Source organism: Thermococcus fumicolans (assembly GCF_055386755.1).
The window spans coordinates 1,411,802-1,425,137 of record NZ_AP042424.1 but is presented as its reverse complement, the minus strand read 5'-3'; the positions used below and the strand labels follow the sequence as shown (position 1 = coordinate 1,425,137).

Annotated in this window: 19 protein-coding genes; 1 reads left to right on the top strand and 18 read right to left on the bottom strand. The window is 50.4% G+C overall.

The annotated features are described in order from the left end of the window. Nucleotides 1-2: 2 nt before the first annotated feature. From ACZ5AM_RS07885 to ACZ5AM_RS07800, 18 genes are all read right to left on the bottom strand, one after another. Nucleotides 3-314: a hypothetical protein gene (locus tag ACZ5AM_RS07885; RefSeq protein WP_464914460.1), complete on the bottom strand. Its 312-nt coding sequence runs from the start codon at nt 312-314 to the stop codon at nt 3-5. A gap of 2 nt (nt 315-316) precedes the next feature. Beyond that, a complete protein-coding gene (locus ACZ5AM_RS07880) occupies nt 317-1,015 on the bottom strand; it encodes a hypothetical protein (protein WP_464914459.1) in 699 nt (232 codons plus the stop codon). Nucleotides 1,016-1,019: 4 nt separating this feature from the next. Then, complete coding sequence (locus ACZ5AM_RS07875; RefSeq protein WP_464914458.1) at nt 1,020-2,321, bottom strand: ATP-binding protein; 1,302 nt, start codon at nt 2,319-2,321, stop codon at nt 1,020-1,022. 158 nt (nt 2,322-2,479) lie between these two features. Next, entirely contained in the window at nt 2,480-3,643 is a 1,164-nt protein-coding gene (locus ACZ5AM_RS07870; protein WP_464914457.1) for a hypothetical protein, read from the bottom strand. After that, complete coding sequence (locus tag ACZ5AM_RS07865) at nt 3,643-4,125, bottom strand: hypothetical protein (protein WP_464914456.1); 483 nt, start codon at nt 4,123-4,125, stop codon at nt 3,643-3,645. The genes ACZ5AM_RS07870 and ACZ5AM_RS07865 overlap by 1 nt, the downstream gene beginning before the upstream one ends. A gap of 11 nt (nt 4,126-4,136) precedes the next feature. Next, entirely contained in the window at nt 4,137-4,922 is a 786-nt protein-coding gene (locus ACZ5AM_RS07860) for a hypothetical protein (RefSeq protein WP_464914455.1), read from the bottom strand. Nucleotides 4,923-4,925: 3 nt separating this feature from the next. Next, entirely contained in the window at nt 4,926-5,171 is a 246-nt protein-coding gene (locus ACZ5AM_RS07855; RefSeq protein ID WP_464914454.1) for a t26-9p, read from the bottom strand. Then, nucleotides 5,168-5,506, bottom strand: a complete 339-nt coding sequence (locus ACZ5AM_RS07850) for a hypothetical protein (RefSeq protein WP_464914453.1) — start codon at nt 5,504-5,506, stop codon at nt 5,168-5,170. The genes ACZ5AM_RS07855 and ACZ5AM_RS07850 overlap by 4 nt, the downstream gene beginning before the upstream one ends. An 11-nt stretch (nt 5,507-5,517) precedes the next feature. Further along, the gene (locus ACZ5AM_RS07845) at nt 5,518-6,060 is read right to left on the bottom strand and encodes a hypothetical protein (RefSeq protein WP_464914452.1); all 543 of its coding nucleotides are present in this window, start codon (nt 6,058-6,060) and stop codon (nt 5,518-5,520) included. A 1-nt stretch (nt 6,061) separates the two neighbouring features. Further along, nucleotides 6,062-6,541 (bottom strand): hypothetical protein, encoded by a 480-nt coding sequence (locus tag ACZ5AM_RS07840; RefSeq protein ID WP_464914451.1) that lies wholly within the window; start codon nt 6,539-6,541, stop codon nt 6,062-6,064. A 12-nt stretch (nt 6,542-6,553) separates the two neighbouring features. Next, on the bottom strand, nt 6,554-8,860 hold the full coding sequence (locus tag ACZ5AM_RS07835; RefSeq protein WP_464914450.1) for a hypothetical protein: 2,307 nt from the start codon (nt 8,858-8,860) through the stop codon (nt 6,554-6,556). Next, on the bottom strand, nt 8,857-10,668 hold the full coding sequence (locus ACZ5AM_RS07830; protein WP_464914449.1) for a hypothetical protein: 1,812 nt from the start codon (nt 10,666-10,668) through the stop codon (nt 8,857-8,859). Before ACZ5AM_RS07830 ends, ACZ5AM_RS07835 begins: the two co-directional genes overlap by 4 nt. Then, a complete protein-coding gene (locus tag ACZ5AM_RS07825; protein WP_464914448.1) occupies nt 10,665-10,793 on the bottom strand; it encodes a hypothetical protein in 129 nt (42 codons plus the stop codon). Before ACZ5AM_RS07825 ends, ACZ5AM_RS07830 begins: the two co-directional genes overlap by 4 nt. Before the next feature lie 3 nt (nt 10,794-10,796). Further along, nucleotides 10,797-11,150 (bottom strand): hypothetical protein, encoded by a 354-nt coding sequence (locus ACZ5AM_RS07820; protein WP_464914447.1) that lies wholly within the window; start codon nt 11,148-11,150, stop codon nt 10,797-10,799. Next, on the bottom strand, nt 11,147-11,323 hold the full coding sequence (locus ACZ5AM_RS07815) for a hypothetical protein (protein ID WP_464914446.1): 177 nt from the start codon (nt 11,321-11,323) through the stop codon (nt 11,147-11,149). Before ACZ5AM_RS07815 ends, ACZ5AM_RS07820 begins: the two co-directional genes overlap by 4 nt. A 190-nt stretch (nt 11,324-11,513) precedes the next feature. After that, nucleotides 11,514-11,681 carry a ribbon-helix-helix domain-containing protein gene (locus tag ACZ5AM_RS07810; protein ID WP_464914445.1) on the bottom strand — a complete coding sequence of 56 codons (168 nt, stop codon included), beginning with the start codon at nt 11,679-11,681 and terminating at the stop codon, nt 11,514-11,516. A 7-nt stretch (nt 11,682-11,688) separates the two neighbouring features. Continuing rightward, on the bottom strand, nt 11,689-11,997 hold the full coding sequence (locus ACZ5AM_RS07805; protein WP_464914444.1) for a hypothetical protein: 309 nt from the start codon (nt 11,995-11,997) through the stop codon (nt 11,689-11,691). Next, nucleotides 11,994-12,890, bottom strand: a complete 897-nt coding sequence (locus ACZ5AM_RS07800) for an integrase (protein ID WP_464914443.1) — start codon at nt 12,888-12,890, stop codon at nt 11,994-11,996. Before ACZ5AM_RS07800 ends, ACZ5AM_RS07805 begins: the two co-directional genes overlap by 4 nt. Before the next feature lie 41 nt (nt 12,891-12,931). On the opposite strand from ACZ5AM_RS07800, the gene ACZ5AM_RS07795 reads away from it, so the two are divergent. Beyond that, nucleotides 12,932-13,333 (top strand): DUF2240 family protein, encoded by a 402-nt coding sequence (locus ACZ5AM_RS07795; protein WP_464914442.1) that lies wholly within the window; start codon nt 12,932-12,934, stop codon nt 13,331-13,333. Nucleotides 13,334-13,336 lie beyond the last annotated feature (3 nt).

Genomic DNA, 13,336 nt, shown 5'->3' with positions numbered 1-13,336 from the left:
AGTTATTCTCTTTCTTTGCATTCCACCCCGATCAGTTCACATGCAATCCCGTTCAGTATCATCAACTGCTCAAGGTCGTCAAGGATTTCATTGATGAGTATGCGGTCCTCCTTCTTTGGAACATCAAGGTAAAGAATGCGAAGCCGCCGAACTATCGCAGTGATTAGTTTCCTGTTCAGTTTTGCTTTTGGAAGTTTCCCTGGCCTGCTGTCTCCTGTAGAAGACCTAGAGGGAGGTTTTTCCGAGTTTTTTGTTTCTGAACTAAGGAGATCATCAAGTTCAGTGGGAAGAGTCTTAAAGGCATCCTCGGCCAATTTCAAACCCTCCAGCGCTTGAACGGGTTGTCCTCGAAGGCCACTTCAATGCCGCCGAACCGCTCTTCCTTGGTTCCCTCATCGGGATTCTGCTGTTTGGTGCTCATGTAGGTCTTTATCCTCGGGTTCATTTTCATGGCGTCTTCAACGACTTCAGGCACGCGGTAGCGGAGGATTGTTATCAGGTCCCAAAGCATGTCATTCTCTTTCTTGAGGGCGAGGTAAAGCTTCACATCGGTCTCGTCCATGGTGAGTGGGATTGCTTCGTACTCGTAGTATTCGTTCATGATGAATGCACTCGCGAGGATTGTTATTGTTTCGTCACCGAAATAGGCGATTTTCTTTGGAACGCGGATTATGGCTGTTGGCGGGCTTTTGCCGACGACTCTCAGCAGGCTGTGGACTATACTGTCGAGCCAGCTTGGGGGCCGGACTTGGTAGAGTATTACGTAGTCGTTGAGGTCCTCTCGGAGGCCGATAGGGTACCCTATTACGCGGCTCTCTTTCCCGTTGAACCATATAATAACCCTCTGCTTTGGCTCGTAAACTTGGGCAAATTTGTAGTTAAGCTCTCGAAGCTTTTTGGCGTGCTCCTGGATACGAACGTCGGGAACTATTGGGATGGTATCACCCTTTTCAGAGCGGATTTCCTCCTGTATGATTTTCTCTTTCTTTGTTTTCCTAAACCCGAACATGTTCATCACCTCACAAACTTTGTGGAGGGCGGAAGTAAATCCGCTCGGTGTACATTTTATCGAAGGAGAACCAGCCGCGGCCCTTTAGCCAGGGCTTAACGTTCTTGTACTCGGTAAAGCTCTTCACTTTGGGGTTCTTGATCCTGTGAAAGTCTCTGATGACTTTTCTTAGGAGCATCTCGTCGTCTGCGCTGGCTATTCTCCCGATGATTCCGATGTGTGCGGCTCCATAGATGAGGAAGGCCGGTAGGCCGTACATGTATTGTGTCCCGCTGATAATGTTCACCCAATTGGAACGGCCTTCTCTGTTCAGCTTGTCCAGGGCTTTTCTGCCGTCGGGATGCTGGAGGAGGTTCTGGACTTCATCAATGATGAAGAAGACCGGCGTGTTCCTGAAGCGGACGAATTTGGTGATGATGTACATGACTAAATGCTTGAAAATCCAGGCTTCCTCTGCCGGGCTTAGTTCGGAGTTAGCGGAGAAGTCTATCACGTTGATAACGTCGGTTGAGAGCTCTGAGGTGAAATCTCTGTTCTTTGAGAAGATTGTGTCGCTTCTCAGTAGGGCACAGACCTCGAGGATGCTGAGGAGCGTTGTACTTGGCACGTTAGAGTTCGGGCGGTACTTCCGCTCCCACTCATATCCGAACCTCTCAAGCTCGTCGGGGTCTCTCTTTTTCTCAAGGTCCCATGCCTGCCGGATGATGCGCCCATAGATAGTGTTCCTGTTAATCTGCGCTAGCCTAGCTATAAAGTCAAAGTCCACGTCTTTGTAGCGGACTTTTCCTTCTCTAACCGCGCAGTGGTTGTCTTTTTCAATGGCTTCTAGGTCTCTGACTGGCCGGAAGACTATTCTCTTCACGGGGAACGCTTTTGGTTTCAGGCCGTGCCAGCTGAGGATTGAGTGTTTGTCCCCTGGAAACGGTGGATATAGGGTGAACGGGTAATTAGGCCAGCCAAAGGCGAAGTCTCCGGGTTTACCGTGGAGTACGCCGTCGTTCTTGAGGATGTTGTAGTACTGGAGCAGGGGTTGGAGGTTCTCTTTCACAAAGTCGGGGCCTTTCTTCTTCGTAACGAGGGTTAGGAAGTCCATGAGATCCTTTGCCTTGTTCTTGTCGTACTTCTGCTCGATAACCACAACAAGGGCTCCGGGGACGTTCTGGAATATTTCCTCTGCTAGGGCTCTCATGACTGTGGTCTTCCCGCTCCCGCTTGGGCCGAGGAATGTGATGTGGTTGGCCTCATTTTCTTTTAACTCCACGTAGCGTTTTTCTTTGTCCGTGTTCTTCCCTATGTAGATTGATACTCCCATCTAACCCATCCCTCCAGGTGCTTTCTATGATTGAAAGAGATTGCGCGATGTTTCACAATTTCATACTTTCGAGCTTTCTTATCGTTTCTTTCCCGAAATGGGGGCTTCCCCTATTGTGCTTTGAAAATAAAACTATGTAGTTCTCCCACAATGCTTTTTTAGAGACCGCCAAGCTCCCACGACCTCTTTTTCCTGTATAAAAGGTATCCCACCACACTGGTGATTATCAGAGCAGTGAGAATGCCCTTCAGCAAAATTGAACCGATTAGCTTCTCTTTCTTTGCCTTCTCGATGTAACTCTGTTTACTCCGCTGGTTCTCTTCGCTCATCACTTGCTCTATTATTCCGTGGTACTCTTTATTCTGCTGCTCCAAGAAATCGGCCTTCCCTTTGAGCTGGTTGTACTTCATTGTAAGATTTGCCAATTGGGCCTTGAGATCGCGATTCTCCTTCGTGAGGTTCAGGAGCCTCTCCTGGAGGGCTGTGAGGTTCGAGGATTTCAGTTTGCGTTCCAGCTCAGAAACCTGACTCTTTAGCTTTTTATTCTCTGAAGTTAGAGTGTTGATTTGTTTTAGCTTCTGCTGTATTTGCAAGGTGAGGTTTTCAATGGCGAGGTCCTTCTTTAGAAGGGTGGAGTTAAGCTGCGCTATGATGGTCCTGCTAGCATTTAGTTCCTCGATGAGATTAGCTACTCTCTCATGGAGCAAGGAGTTGTTGGCCTTGAGTTGTCCATTTTGCTGTTCTAAATCCTTAATCTGCTCTAGGAGGTTTCCCAACCGACGAGAAAGGTTTTGGATCATTTCTTCTTTTTCACTATTCAGGGCATGGGCCTGCTCGAGTTCTTTAGTTAGATTTTGAATTAGGGTCTCTTTTTCCTGTATGGTTTCATTGAGCTGATTAATCAGCGCTCGGAGCTCTTTGATCAGAGTTTCGTTCGTCTGGTTTACAATAACTGTTTGGTTCACGATCACTGTCTTAGTCCTGACAATAGGCCAGAAAGTGGCTGAGAACGGCTCACTGGATTTAATGAGAACTGACATCGTGGTTCTATTTAGGGGAACGACAGTCACGTTCATTTTGCCGATAATCACCGTCCCGTTTGCAAGGAAGTAAGGAACACTACCCACCTGGAGGAGGGCCACGGGCCGAACTAGAACTGTAATGCTCGCATTGAGATAGTTATCGGATATGTATAGGGTCTGGCCATTCTTGAGGATTCCCTCCCATGTGTATGCTTGGTAGGTTTCCGCAGCTAGGGCCTGCCCGAGACTTCCTATTAGGATATACATGAATACTATGGCCAGAAGCTTTCTCACCACCATCACCCCAAAATGCCTTTGATTTCCACGGTTCCGGTCTTCCGGTTCACCCACGCAAAGCCCGCGAACATAGAATCCCTGTCCGACTTGAGCTTCAGCTCAAAAACCCAATAGAGCTGGTCGTCCTTTTCCTTCTCTGTGAGGCTGGACTTCTTCGGTTCAAGCTTGTAGCCATATTGCCTGAGCTTAGCGTTGTAACTAGCAAGGTACTGGAGAACGATGTTGTAAGCCTGCTCTGCAGTAATTGGGTAATTCTCGACGTATTCTCCTTGGAGGATTGTTAAGTGGCCATCGCTCCAGAGGATTTTGTCTCCCTGGATTATATGGCCGCTTTCAGGGTACCCAAGATGGTAAAGCCTCTCACGGAGAGGATCGTGTTCGTTAAACGTCGAGTATCCGAAATAGAGCAAAAAAATTATGCTAACCGCTGCGAAGAGCCTCAGTAGGACTTTTGAAAAAGATGGGGAGGAGCGGTGGGCGTACATCACCGCCCACCTCAGCCACTCACACTCTTAGTCTCGTTCGCGTAGAGCTGTATGGTGCCGTTAGCCGGCACTCTGGCAATGTTGCCGCTCAGGTCGTAGATTTCAGCATAGACATCGAGGTAGTAGTAGGTCGTGTCGGTAGTGTTGCTGTCGACGGTGAGCGTGTAGGTGTACGGAGCGGCAGTCAGGGTGACATTGCTGAAGGTCACGTTGGTCAGGTTGCCGTCTGTGGTGACTGCATAGAACAGGATAACCCTGTCTATGGCGTCGTTGTCGCTGGCGTTGACTGTGATGGTTGCATTACCTGTAGTAGCGTTGTACTCAATACTAAGCGTAGCAGTCGGAGCGGTGGTGTCGCTCACGGTGATGCTCTGAACATCGGTAACGAGCTCCTTGTTGGTGTCATAGACGACCTTGACCTTGTAGTAGACGATATCGCCAAACTTCGAGGGAATTTCGGCCTTGTATGTACCATTCTCTGCAGTGACATTCAGGGCAGTGTAACTCGCGTTGTTCGGGTCAGCGACGTTGAGTGCGTAGAGAACCTGCACGCTACTAATATTGAAGTGCTCCTCATTCGTCAGATTAAATGAAATATCCACGTGGCCAGTCTGTTGATCTACTGTTGCAACGAGACCCACAACAGCAAGCTGGTAGGTAGTGTTCTCGTTGCTCTGGTTGTCCAGGTTCAGGAGCACTCCAGCACCCGTGTCGTGTCCATAGTACGCCCACCAGGCTATGGCCGCAAAGAGGGCAACCAAACCGATTGTTATCAATTGACGCTCTTTCTTTCTCATTCTTCAAACACCTCCCGGTCCTCCTAATGAATCTTTCAGTATGTTCGGGATATCCTTCAAGAAAGAAAAGAAAGTGTCAACTAGGCCAAATGACTTCAGGAGCGCGAGGGCTCCAAGAGCGTAGAACACTAACGCAGTTTTGCCTCTTGTCAGAACTCCAATGAAGGTGAGTATGATGCCAAGGGCCAGGTAAGGGTGACTTCCTGCGAGGCTTTGCATTTGGTCAATGATTGCATTCACATCCATCATGCGTCCCTCCTAGCCTTCATAGTCAAGCCTGCGAGGATTCCTGCAAGGCCAAACGTAGTGACTCCTTTGACGAGCTCAAGGGCCGTAGCTGCCGGGTTTGAAGTTATTGCGAGCATTGAAATACTGCCAATGGCGAGGAACGCTGCCGCGTCCCACAGGCCCCAATGATCCAGATCAGTGATTCTATAGACTGAGAGGCCGATCAGGGTGCTTGGGATGAAGAGCGCCCAAAAGCCCGTGAGGCCGAAGAGCTGGCCCACTGTAACCATGCTACTCTGAAAGTGAAAGACAACAATGAGGTAAGCAATGACCGCCGCTGCAACCCTACCGAGCATCGTTTTTCACCTCAGAGCCTCAGTATCATTCCAATAAGCCGCGTCAGAGCCGGAATAGCAAACGCATTAGGCAGGTACTGGCCGTGGGTGGCAATAGTAGCCCCAAGCCAGATCCAAGCTATGAGTTCATCGTCACCAGTTTCTGGAAGCATTACATACGTGGCTAGAGTTCCAGACCAAAGCAACACTGCGGGACTATACGATCCAAGTGTAAACGATAAATTGCCTGCAACTAAGTACAACACCGAAAGGAAAACAAACGCGCTGACTAGTATTGGGGACAATATGCCTGCTAGATCATTCCTCCGCTGTCCTGCCCATTTCTGGTAGACAAAACCATACATTCGCGCATAAGTTGACCTATCAGATATTTTATCAAGGATCTCCACTCCAGCGACAAGGAATACATTTGTACTGGCAATGACCTTAGTAAGCTCGGACACTGTAACGTTCCTGCTACTCCCATACATTAGCAACAGGGCAACCATCGAAGCTCCAAAGATCACTCTAGCAAGCCACCTACCAAGCCGAAGTTTTCTAGGCATATCTGCCATTTCAAAGCACCCCCGGCAGGATTGTAAGGAACTTTCCAGCAGTCACCAGCGTCTCAGCCACCCAAAGCCACAGGATCCACTCACTTGTTCCAGTGTTCGGCATGAACACCAGCAGAGCCACCAGGGCCGCCGAAAGCACTGACGCAGCACTAGCCGCCTGCAGGCTTCCGGTAATCAGCCAGATGAACGCCAGGAAGAAAACCCCCGTCGCAATCATGGCATACACTAGGCCGAGCGTCCTGCTGCTAGGCTTCCTGATAATCCTATCATAGAGTTTGCCCGTGTCCAGGCCGTAGTCAAAGAACATTGCCAGGATTATGGCCGTCACCGGAATGCTGGCGAAGGCCTCATTGAACTGCTGTGCCGTCACGTTGTGCTGGCCTGCATACCACGCCATCAAGGCCAGTATTGCAGTCACTACCAGCCGGAAACTATATTTTGAAAACCGGGGGCCAGCGCCCCCGCCCTTACCGTCCCCCATCTTTCCACCACCTCAAAGCTTTGCTTTCAGCCAGATTATCAGGCCCTTCAGGGCCGGGATACCAATCACGATGGCCAGCCAGATACCGAGCCCGATAAGGGCCCCCATTCTGCCGAAGACGTAGAACCCGCCGATTACCAGCACTGCGAGCAACAGTAGATACTTCCAGTTCGTCAGATTGCTCAGAATGCTGTTCACAAACCCGCCCGGACTGAAGTGGGGTAGATAATCGTCTGCAGTCTTCTTATACTCCTGCGCCTGACCATCCAGGTACCTAGCCCCTTCCAAGTCGCCATTGTTCGCCTTCTGCGCCGCCTGGCCCTCAAAATCAGCCGCGTACTCGTATTTTTTAGCAGCATTCAGGTAGTTAAGGGCTAACTGCGCGTCCTGCGTCTGTGCCGCCTGATCCAACATCTGCAGCTCAAGCTGGTAGTACTTAATCGCCCTCTCAGCGTACTGCGCAGCCTCAGAATTACCGTTAGCCTCGGCCATCTTCTTGAGCTCCTGCATCGCCCTGATCTTCTCCTGTATGTCCTGCTTCGCCGTTTCAAGCTCCGCTTTCAGCGTCTGGAGCTCCATACTAGTGATTTTGTTATCATCAAATATGGGGAGAATACGCTGAATTCTGGCGTCATCAAGGGCCAGCTTTTCAGGATCAAGTACAGTCATGTGGGGCTGGACTAGAACCCAAACAGGTATTTTTGTCCCATCATCACGCTGGAACCAGATAAGGCCGAGGCCGTACACCCTGTAATTCACAATATCCGGCCCAAACGTGTATTTCGTGACCCCATAAGCCTTCTTAACGGCCCCATCTGTCAAATCGCCGAGCTGGTTCGCCCTCCTGTCCGCGATCTCATAACGCCCACCCTGCAGAACCCTGACTGCAAAGACCTCAAAATCATCATACACCTGCGGTGAACTGTCGAACATCGTATAGAAACCAGTATTTGGCGCCACATAGAACTGCCAGGTAACGGTACTGTTTGCAACATGTACCGGTGTCGCATAGGGTCGTATTACTATGTCAGAAACACCGCCCCACTGCTCTGCAATGAATGCCGAGAACTTGCCCATTACCAAGTTAGCCATATCTGACGGCAGGGAGGCGTTCAGGCCCGTCTGGAACAGTACTACGTCATTGTCATGAGTAACGTGAGTGTAAGCACTGACCGTCTGCGCTTCAACGGTGAGGGGGATATCTCTAACGTGCTTCCAGGTGCCGTTTACATAATCCCAATCCTCTTTAGTAGCGTCCACGCGTATATAGATCTCAAAGCTCGGAGTTTTAGCGTTCTTAAGCTCATTTATCAGATCCTGCGTTATCTGGCCCGTCTGAAGAGCGTTTATAACCTCGGTATCCAGGTCATCAGGCACCTTTAGAAACGTCGTGATAGTATAGGCATCTCCGTTCAGGGAAGTTTCGTTAGGCCCGAAGACTTTCTGATAAGTATAGTAGGCCGTGCCCGTGTCCTGGCGGATAACGTACATCGTAACCTTATTCAGGTGTATAACGTTCTTCTCGATAGGGTCAGCAGCGGTAACTATTCTCAGCTTCACCGGGAACGCTGAAAAGCCCCTGATCTCATCCGGCCCAAAGAACTTCAGCTGAATATTTCCAGTTGCCCCCTGCATCTGCAGGCTGTACTCAGTCGGCTTAGTCGCCAGTTTTGATAGAAGTTCAGTTAGCTCACCAGAAGCCTTAGATGTAGCATCATCAACAAGCTGATAATTCTTCAATAAGTCGTTATTCTTCGAAAGGTCATCAGTCGTGGCATTTTGGTTGCTGTTCATAATGTTAGCGGAGTTGTCCTTATCCCCGTTGATAAAATCTTTTACAATCTGTTCCCCTTTAGCACCAGCATAAGCACCCATAATGCCCCCTGCAATTGCTCCCACTACAGCTCCAATAGCAGCACCTGCCGCTGTCCCTGGTCCGGGAACTATGGAGCCAATTGTGCCCCCGATCAGGGCACCTGTCTTGGCACCAAAATAAATCCCACCCAAAGCCCCGGTAATTGCACCTACATTATTGTGCCTGATCGTATTTACAACATCTGATGCAGTCGAGACTACGCTGTGTATTGCCCCCGTAATATCACCGAGGCCAAAGGCCCCCGCAGCCGGAGCACTCATTAACTGCACTACTAGAAGCGTCGTGATCACCACAGTAGCGAAATTCTGACGAAACGCCCGCCTTCCCCGCTCAGCCCTCCTTTTCTCCTGCCCCTGTTTCTCCCTGCCTTCCTCCTCTCCCTTCTTCCCCCTCTTTCTCCTCAGCCGCTCAAAAATAGTAGAGAGAAAAGCCAAAGCCCTCACCTCCTCCTACTCAGTAGGGCCACACCCACGAGGCCGGCCAGAGCAAGCCCCCCAATCAAGAGCAAACTACCACCGCCGAGGCCACCAAAGCCCCCACTGCCGCCACCGCCAAACAGGCTGAAGCCAGCAGAACCCTGTATTATAAAGTGCACCGTCCCCTGGTACTTTACCTCGTCCCCCTCCTTCACTGCCACGCTCACGTCATAAGCGTCAAACTGCAGGCCCGAAGGCACCTGAACCGGAACGCTCACCGTCTTCTCACTGCTCGGCGGGACTGCAATCGTCTGATTAACCGGAGCGTCCAGAAAACCACCGCTCAGCTCGACCGTGTAATAGTGAGTGCTGACGTCAGAATTCTTGATGCTCAACTGAACACTCACCACATCGCCCTTTTTCGCCGTTATCGAAGTAGTGAGAAGCTTAATGCCCGAGCCCACGCTAACGCTGTACTCCGCAGTCATTCCATTCCACTGGAATTCAAGCGTATAAGTGCCCTCTTTGGGCACCTGGACGATGAACGTGTGCACCTCGTAAGGCGTGAAACTGTAACTGTCAGACCAAACGCTGGCCCCCGAACTGTCCTTTAGAACCACTACCATTGAGTAGCTGGATCCCGAGGCCTCCGAAACCCTCAGCTGGTTGTTACCCACCTGCCACTCGCTCGGGAAGCTGATGGAGAACGGCAGCGGGTTAATCTTGTACGAAACCTGCTTTGTAGTCGTGTAAGTCTTCGCTCCTGCACCGTCGAAGCTCTGAACCGTCATCGAAAAGGCGTAAGTGCCCACGCTGCCCGTCTTGAACCTAACCAGTACCGAAGTATCGCCCGTAATGTCCCCGAGGTAATAACGCCCGTTTTCGGGAGAAATAGTCCTCCCGCCCTTCTCCACTTCTACGATATTGTCCAGGCCCGTGAAGCTCAGGTAAGCGTCGTAAGTAGCGCTCGTGTCGATAGGACTGAGCGTAAAGCTGAACTCTCCAGTCGAGTGCTCATAAAACGTTAGCTGATCCGGCAGGTTCTTAATCATCACTGCCGCCGTGTCAGGGTACATTTCGACTGAAACGCTCATATCTCCCTGAACGTCAATCGTCTTAGTAGTGCTCCAGTAACCTGACTTTTCAAAAGTGAGCGTGTGCGTGCCTTTCGTGAGCTCCAAACTCCCACCGTTGTCAATTGTTCCAAGAACAGTATCGCCCTCCTTCACAGTTACACCCGTAAGGGGTTGACTGGTTAAGGCGTCTTTGAGGTTGAATGTCACAAAATAAGTTTCGTACTGTACTTTCACATTAGCAACATCTACCGCTGCCCACCAACTACTATCATGTGCTGTGTCTTTCGTTACAAGCTCTACCTTGTCCCATTTGAATGAAAGACCGCTTAACGCCGCTGAGCCCTTTAGAACATTATCAACATAAATGTTCATCTTGCTCTCATTCTCTAAAAACTCGAACTTTATGTAATGCCAACCAGAAGCCAAATCTACACCAATATCTGTGCCATCATACTCTGTAATCTCATTAAGCTGCATTTTGTCTGTACTCCATCCTCCATCCTTTTTGAAGTTCACAACGTAACTTACGCCGTTGTTATCATAAAAGTAGAAGTTAAATGTGTGTTTTGTGTCTTGGGGGTAAACTTGAAATTCAATCCACTTCAACGAAACATTCCCAAGCTCCCAAGTGTATGAATCACCGCCTGCCACTGTTATTGACCCACCCATTAAAACAGTATCAGCCTTCACCGTGCCCGTCCCTACCATGAGCAAAGAGCCGAGCACCAGCAGGGCGAGCAAAACGCCGAACCGCTTCACTTCACCCACCTCCTAGCCTTCTCCCGATAAATCCACCATGCCTGAAGAGCATCATAAGCCAGCACAGCCCCCACAAGAACGAAAACCACACCCACCAGCAGAGTAGGAACCTGCGTCACCTCCATCGCTCACCCCCCTACACTGTAATCAACGCCAATACTACCTGTCAAGGCCAGCAGAAGCGCGAGATCCTGAACACTGCTCTTCAGAGCGTCAAAAAGAGCCGCACCGTGAGCCTGCCAGAGCGCGACCAGGAAAGCCACCAGCATCATGTCGTACAGTAGAACCCTCCAGCCGCTCGTGAAAGGCTCGATGAGAACAATAGCCCTATTTCCTTTGTTTGTGACTGCCCAATGAAGCAGAACGCCGCCGACAGCACCGACCGCCAGGGCCTCTTTCGTGAGGATAGGCCATGCGATTTTGAACCAGAAGGCCGCGATGATGAAGAAAAGAGCGAGTTGCGCGAGACTGCGAGACTTCATACTGCTGTCACCCGGTGTGCTTTTTTGAGGTTTGAGAGCTCGGCCACAGCCTGCTTCAGCTCCCTATCCACTCTGATCTTCTCTTCCAGTAAGCGATGATATTCCTGCTCGAGCTTTGCCTTACGCTTTCTCAACCGCCTAATTCTCCTCTCAAGCCGCTCAACCGGGTCCAAACTACCACCCCCAATAGCTGGCCTCATCGCCGCGGGCGTGCCCGCCCCACGGCTCGGCCTTCATGTGAACCTGAGTTGAGAGAAGTGATTAGAGCGGAGGGCCCGGAGTAGCCTAAAATAGTGAGTACGGCAAGGGTATTTAAGAATCCTCGAAAATCGGGTGCAAAAGTGATGAAAAAAATTCGCAAATTCAAGCCATTACGTCCTTGTAGAGCTTCCTGATCGCGAGTCTGACAACCGCGGACTTGTTCTTCAAGCCAAGGGCCCTCGATAGCTCCTCTATCATCCTGTGTGTCTCGTTATCGATTGAGAATCCCCACACATAAGAGCCAGAGCCGTTTAACTTTTCCCGGGCCATCCTCCGCTCACCTCCTTCCGGCTTTCAACTTTTCAAAAAGCTCTAACTCGGCCCGCTTCAGCTCGCGCAGGCCGAGCAGGTATTTTAAATGCCTTTCAACATCACCGCGCCAGGCCGGCATCGAAAGCCAGCTGTGGAGCTTCGCCCTCCGGCCGCCCTTCTGAAGCGTTTTGATGTGCATTTCGATGTCTCTAAGCTGCTCCTCCACGAGGCGCCAGGGGCGGAATATTGTGTCATAAAGGAAACTGATGAAGTACAAAGCGATGAGGCCGACGAGTGAGAGCCCAATCGCGTGGTTAATGAGCTCCACGTTCATTTTTCGCCCTCCAGAACGGCTTTCAGGTCGTCAACAACCGCAGAATACCACTCGTCGGCGAGAAGGGTTTTGTTGAGGTAATGTGTCACCCCCACGCGCTCGCTAGCACGTCCCTGAATGAAGTCAGCCACGTCAGCCGGAACGCCCTGGCGAATAAGAAACGTGTAATGCCACTTGCGAATGGTGTTGGGGCTGACTCTGCCATACTTAGTATCTTGAGCAGTATTGTATTTGACGGATATTGGTTCAAGTAGCTCGGCAAAGTCTTTTGGAAGATACGCCCAAAAAGCCCGCTTTTTGCCCCTGGTGGTCTCCTCGGCAGGATAGCGTACTACCTTCTCATTTACGACAACAGCCTTCCACCAGTTCCAGCTGTTGAGAATCCTGACCGTCTGGCTAAGACGCATTCCAGAGTAGACCATGAAGAGGAATATTGTTAGGTACGGTTCTCCTTTCTCTTTTATGTGCTTGTATGCCTCTCTGAGCTCCTCGTCGCTGATGAATACTTGTCTAACGCCACTCCTTTTGCGATGGAGCTTGCTTTTCAGGTAGTCAGCCATTTCTTCCCTAATAACTCCCTCTTCCCCCAAGAAAGTCAAAAAGTGTCTGAGGCCAAACACGTAGGCCTTACTACGGTCATACGCGTTTATCGTTGCTTCTAAGCTTTTCCGCTCAAGCTCTACTTTGTGTTCATTGAATATTTTATTGAGTGCTTTAAGGTAGTCCTTCTTAGTTCTCTCGCTAATCTCTTTCCTAGAAAGCCATTCTTCAAATTGCTGTTTGTATTGGCTCCAAAATTCGTTTAGAAGCTTTTTCGTTGATGACAACTTGCCCTCGTAATCCGCAGGTCCCGGGTTCAAATCCCGGTCCCGGCTCCACAATTTCTCCGCCACGTTTTTATACCTCCAGGCCTTAAGTATTCTCGGGTGATCCTGTGCACCCCCTTGAGAGTGCAGTTAGGGTTAAGGGAAGCCCGGAGTTCTCCAAGAGTGAGCTAGTGGGGATCCTGTCCTTCAGGCTAAGGGTTATGAGCGTGAGCGACGCCAAGCGCGCAATCGAAGAGTGGGTTGAGGAGGGGCTCCTGGAGGAGGATGGCGACACCCTGCGGGTCAAAGAGAACGCGCTGGTTGGATTGGGAAAGGCCGAGGGGCTCTTCGAGGAAATGCTGTCACACGTAGCGTCGTCCCTTGGTTTCGACACGGAGGAGCTCCTCGATGAGCTTGAGGACTTCTCAAAGAGGTATGGAAGCTTGGACAAAAAGCTCGTTCTCTACCTCTTCGGCGTTGAAAAAGGCGTTGACATGGAGAGATTCCGGGACAGGCTGGAACTGGAGTGAGGG

Coding starts and splice junctions, on each gene's coding strand:
- ACZ5AM_RS07880 (WP_464914459.1), bottom strand. CDS start 1,015: ATGAACATGTTCGGGTTTAGGAAAACAAAGAAAGAGAAAATCATACAG.
- ACZ5AM_RS07875 (WP_464914458.1), bottom strand. CDS start 2,321: ATGGGAGTATCAATCTACATAGGGAAGAACACGGACAAAGAAAAACGC.
- ACZ5AM_RS07870 (WP_464914457.1), bottom strand. CDS start 3,643: ATGGTGGTGAGAAAGCTTCTGGCCATAGTATTCATGTATATCCTAATA.
- ACZ5AM_RS07865 (WP_464914456.1), bottom strand. CDS start 4,125: ATGTACGCCCACCGCTCCTCCCCATCTTTTTCAAAAGTCCTACTGAGG.
- ACZ5AM_RS07860 (WP_464914455.1), bottom strand. CDS start 4,922: ATGAGAAAGAAAGAGCGTCAATTGATAACAATCGGTTTGGTTGCCCTC.
- ACZ5AM_RS07855 (WP_464914454.1), bottom strand. CDS start 5,171: ATGATGGATGTGAATGCAATCATTGACCAAATGCAAAGCCTCGCAGGA.
- ACZ5AM_RS07850 (WP_464914453.1), bottom strand. CDS start 5,506: ATGCTCGGTAGGGTTGCAGCGGCGGTCATTGCTTACCTCATTGTTGTC.
- ACZ5AM_RS07845 (WP_464914452.1), bottom strand. CDS start 6,060: ATGGCAGATATGCCTAGAAAACTTCGGCTTGGTAGGTGGCTTGCTAGA.
- ACZ5AM_RS07840 (WP_464914451.1), bottom strand. CDS start 6,541: ATGGGGGACGGTAAGGGCGGGGGCGCTGGCCCCCGGTTTTCAAAATAT.
- ACZ5AM_RS07825 (WP_464914448.1), bottom strand. CDS start 10,793: ATGGAGGTGACGCAGGTTCCTACTCTGCTGGTGGGTGTGGTTTTCGTT.
- ACZ5AM_RS07820 (WP_464914447.1), bottom strand. CDS start 11,150: ATGAAGTCTCGCAGTCTCGCGCAACTCGCTCTTTTCTTCATCATCGCG.
- ACZ5AM_RS07810 (WP_464914445.1), bottom strand. CDS start 11,681: ATGGCCCGGGAAAAGTTAAACGGCTCTGGCTCTTATGTGTGGGGATTC.
- ACZ5AM_RS07805 (WP_464914444.1), bottom strand. CDS start 11,997: ATGAACGTGGAGCTCATTAACCACGCGATTGGGCTCTCACTCGTCGGC.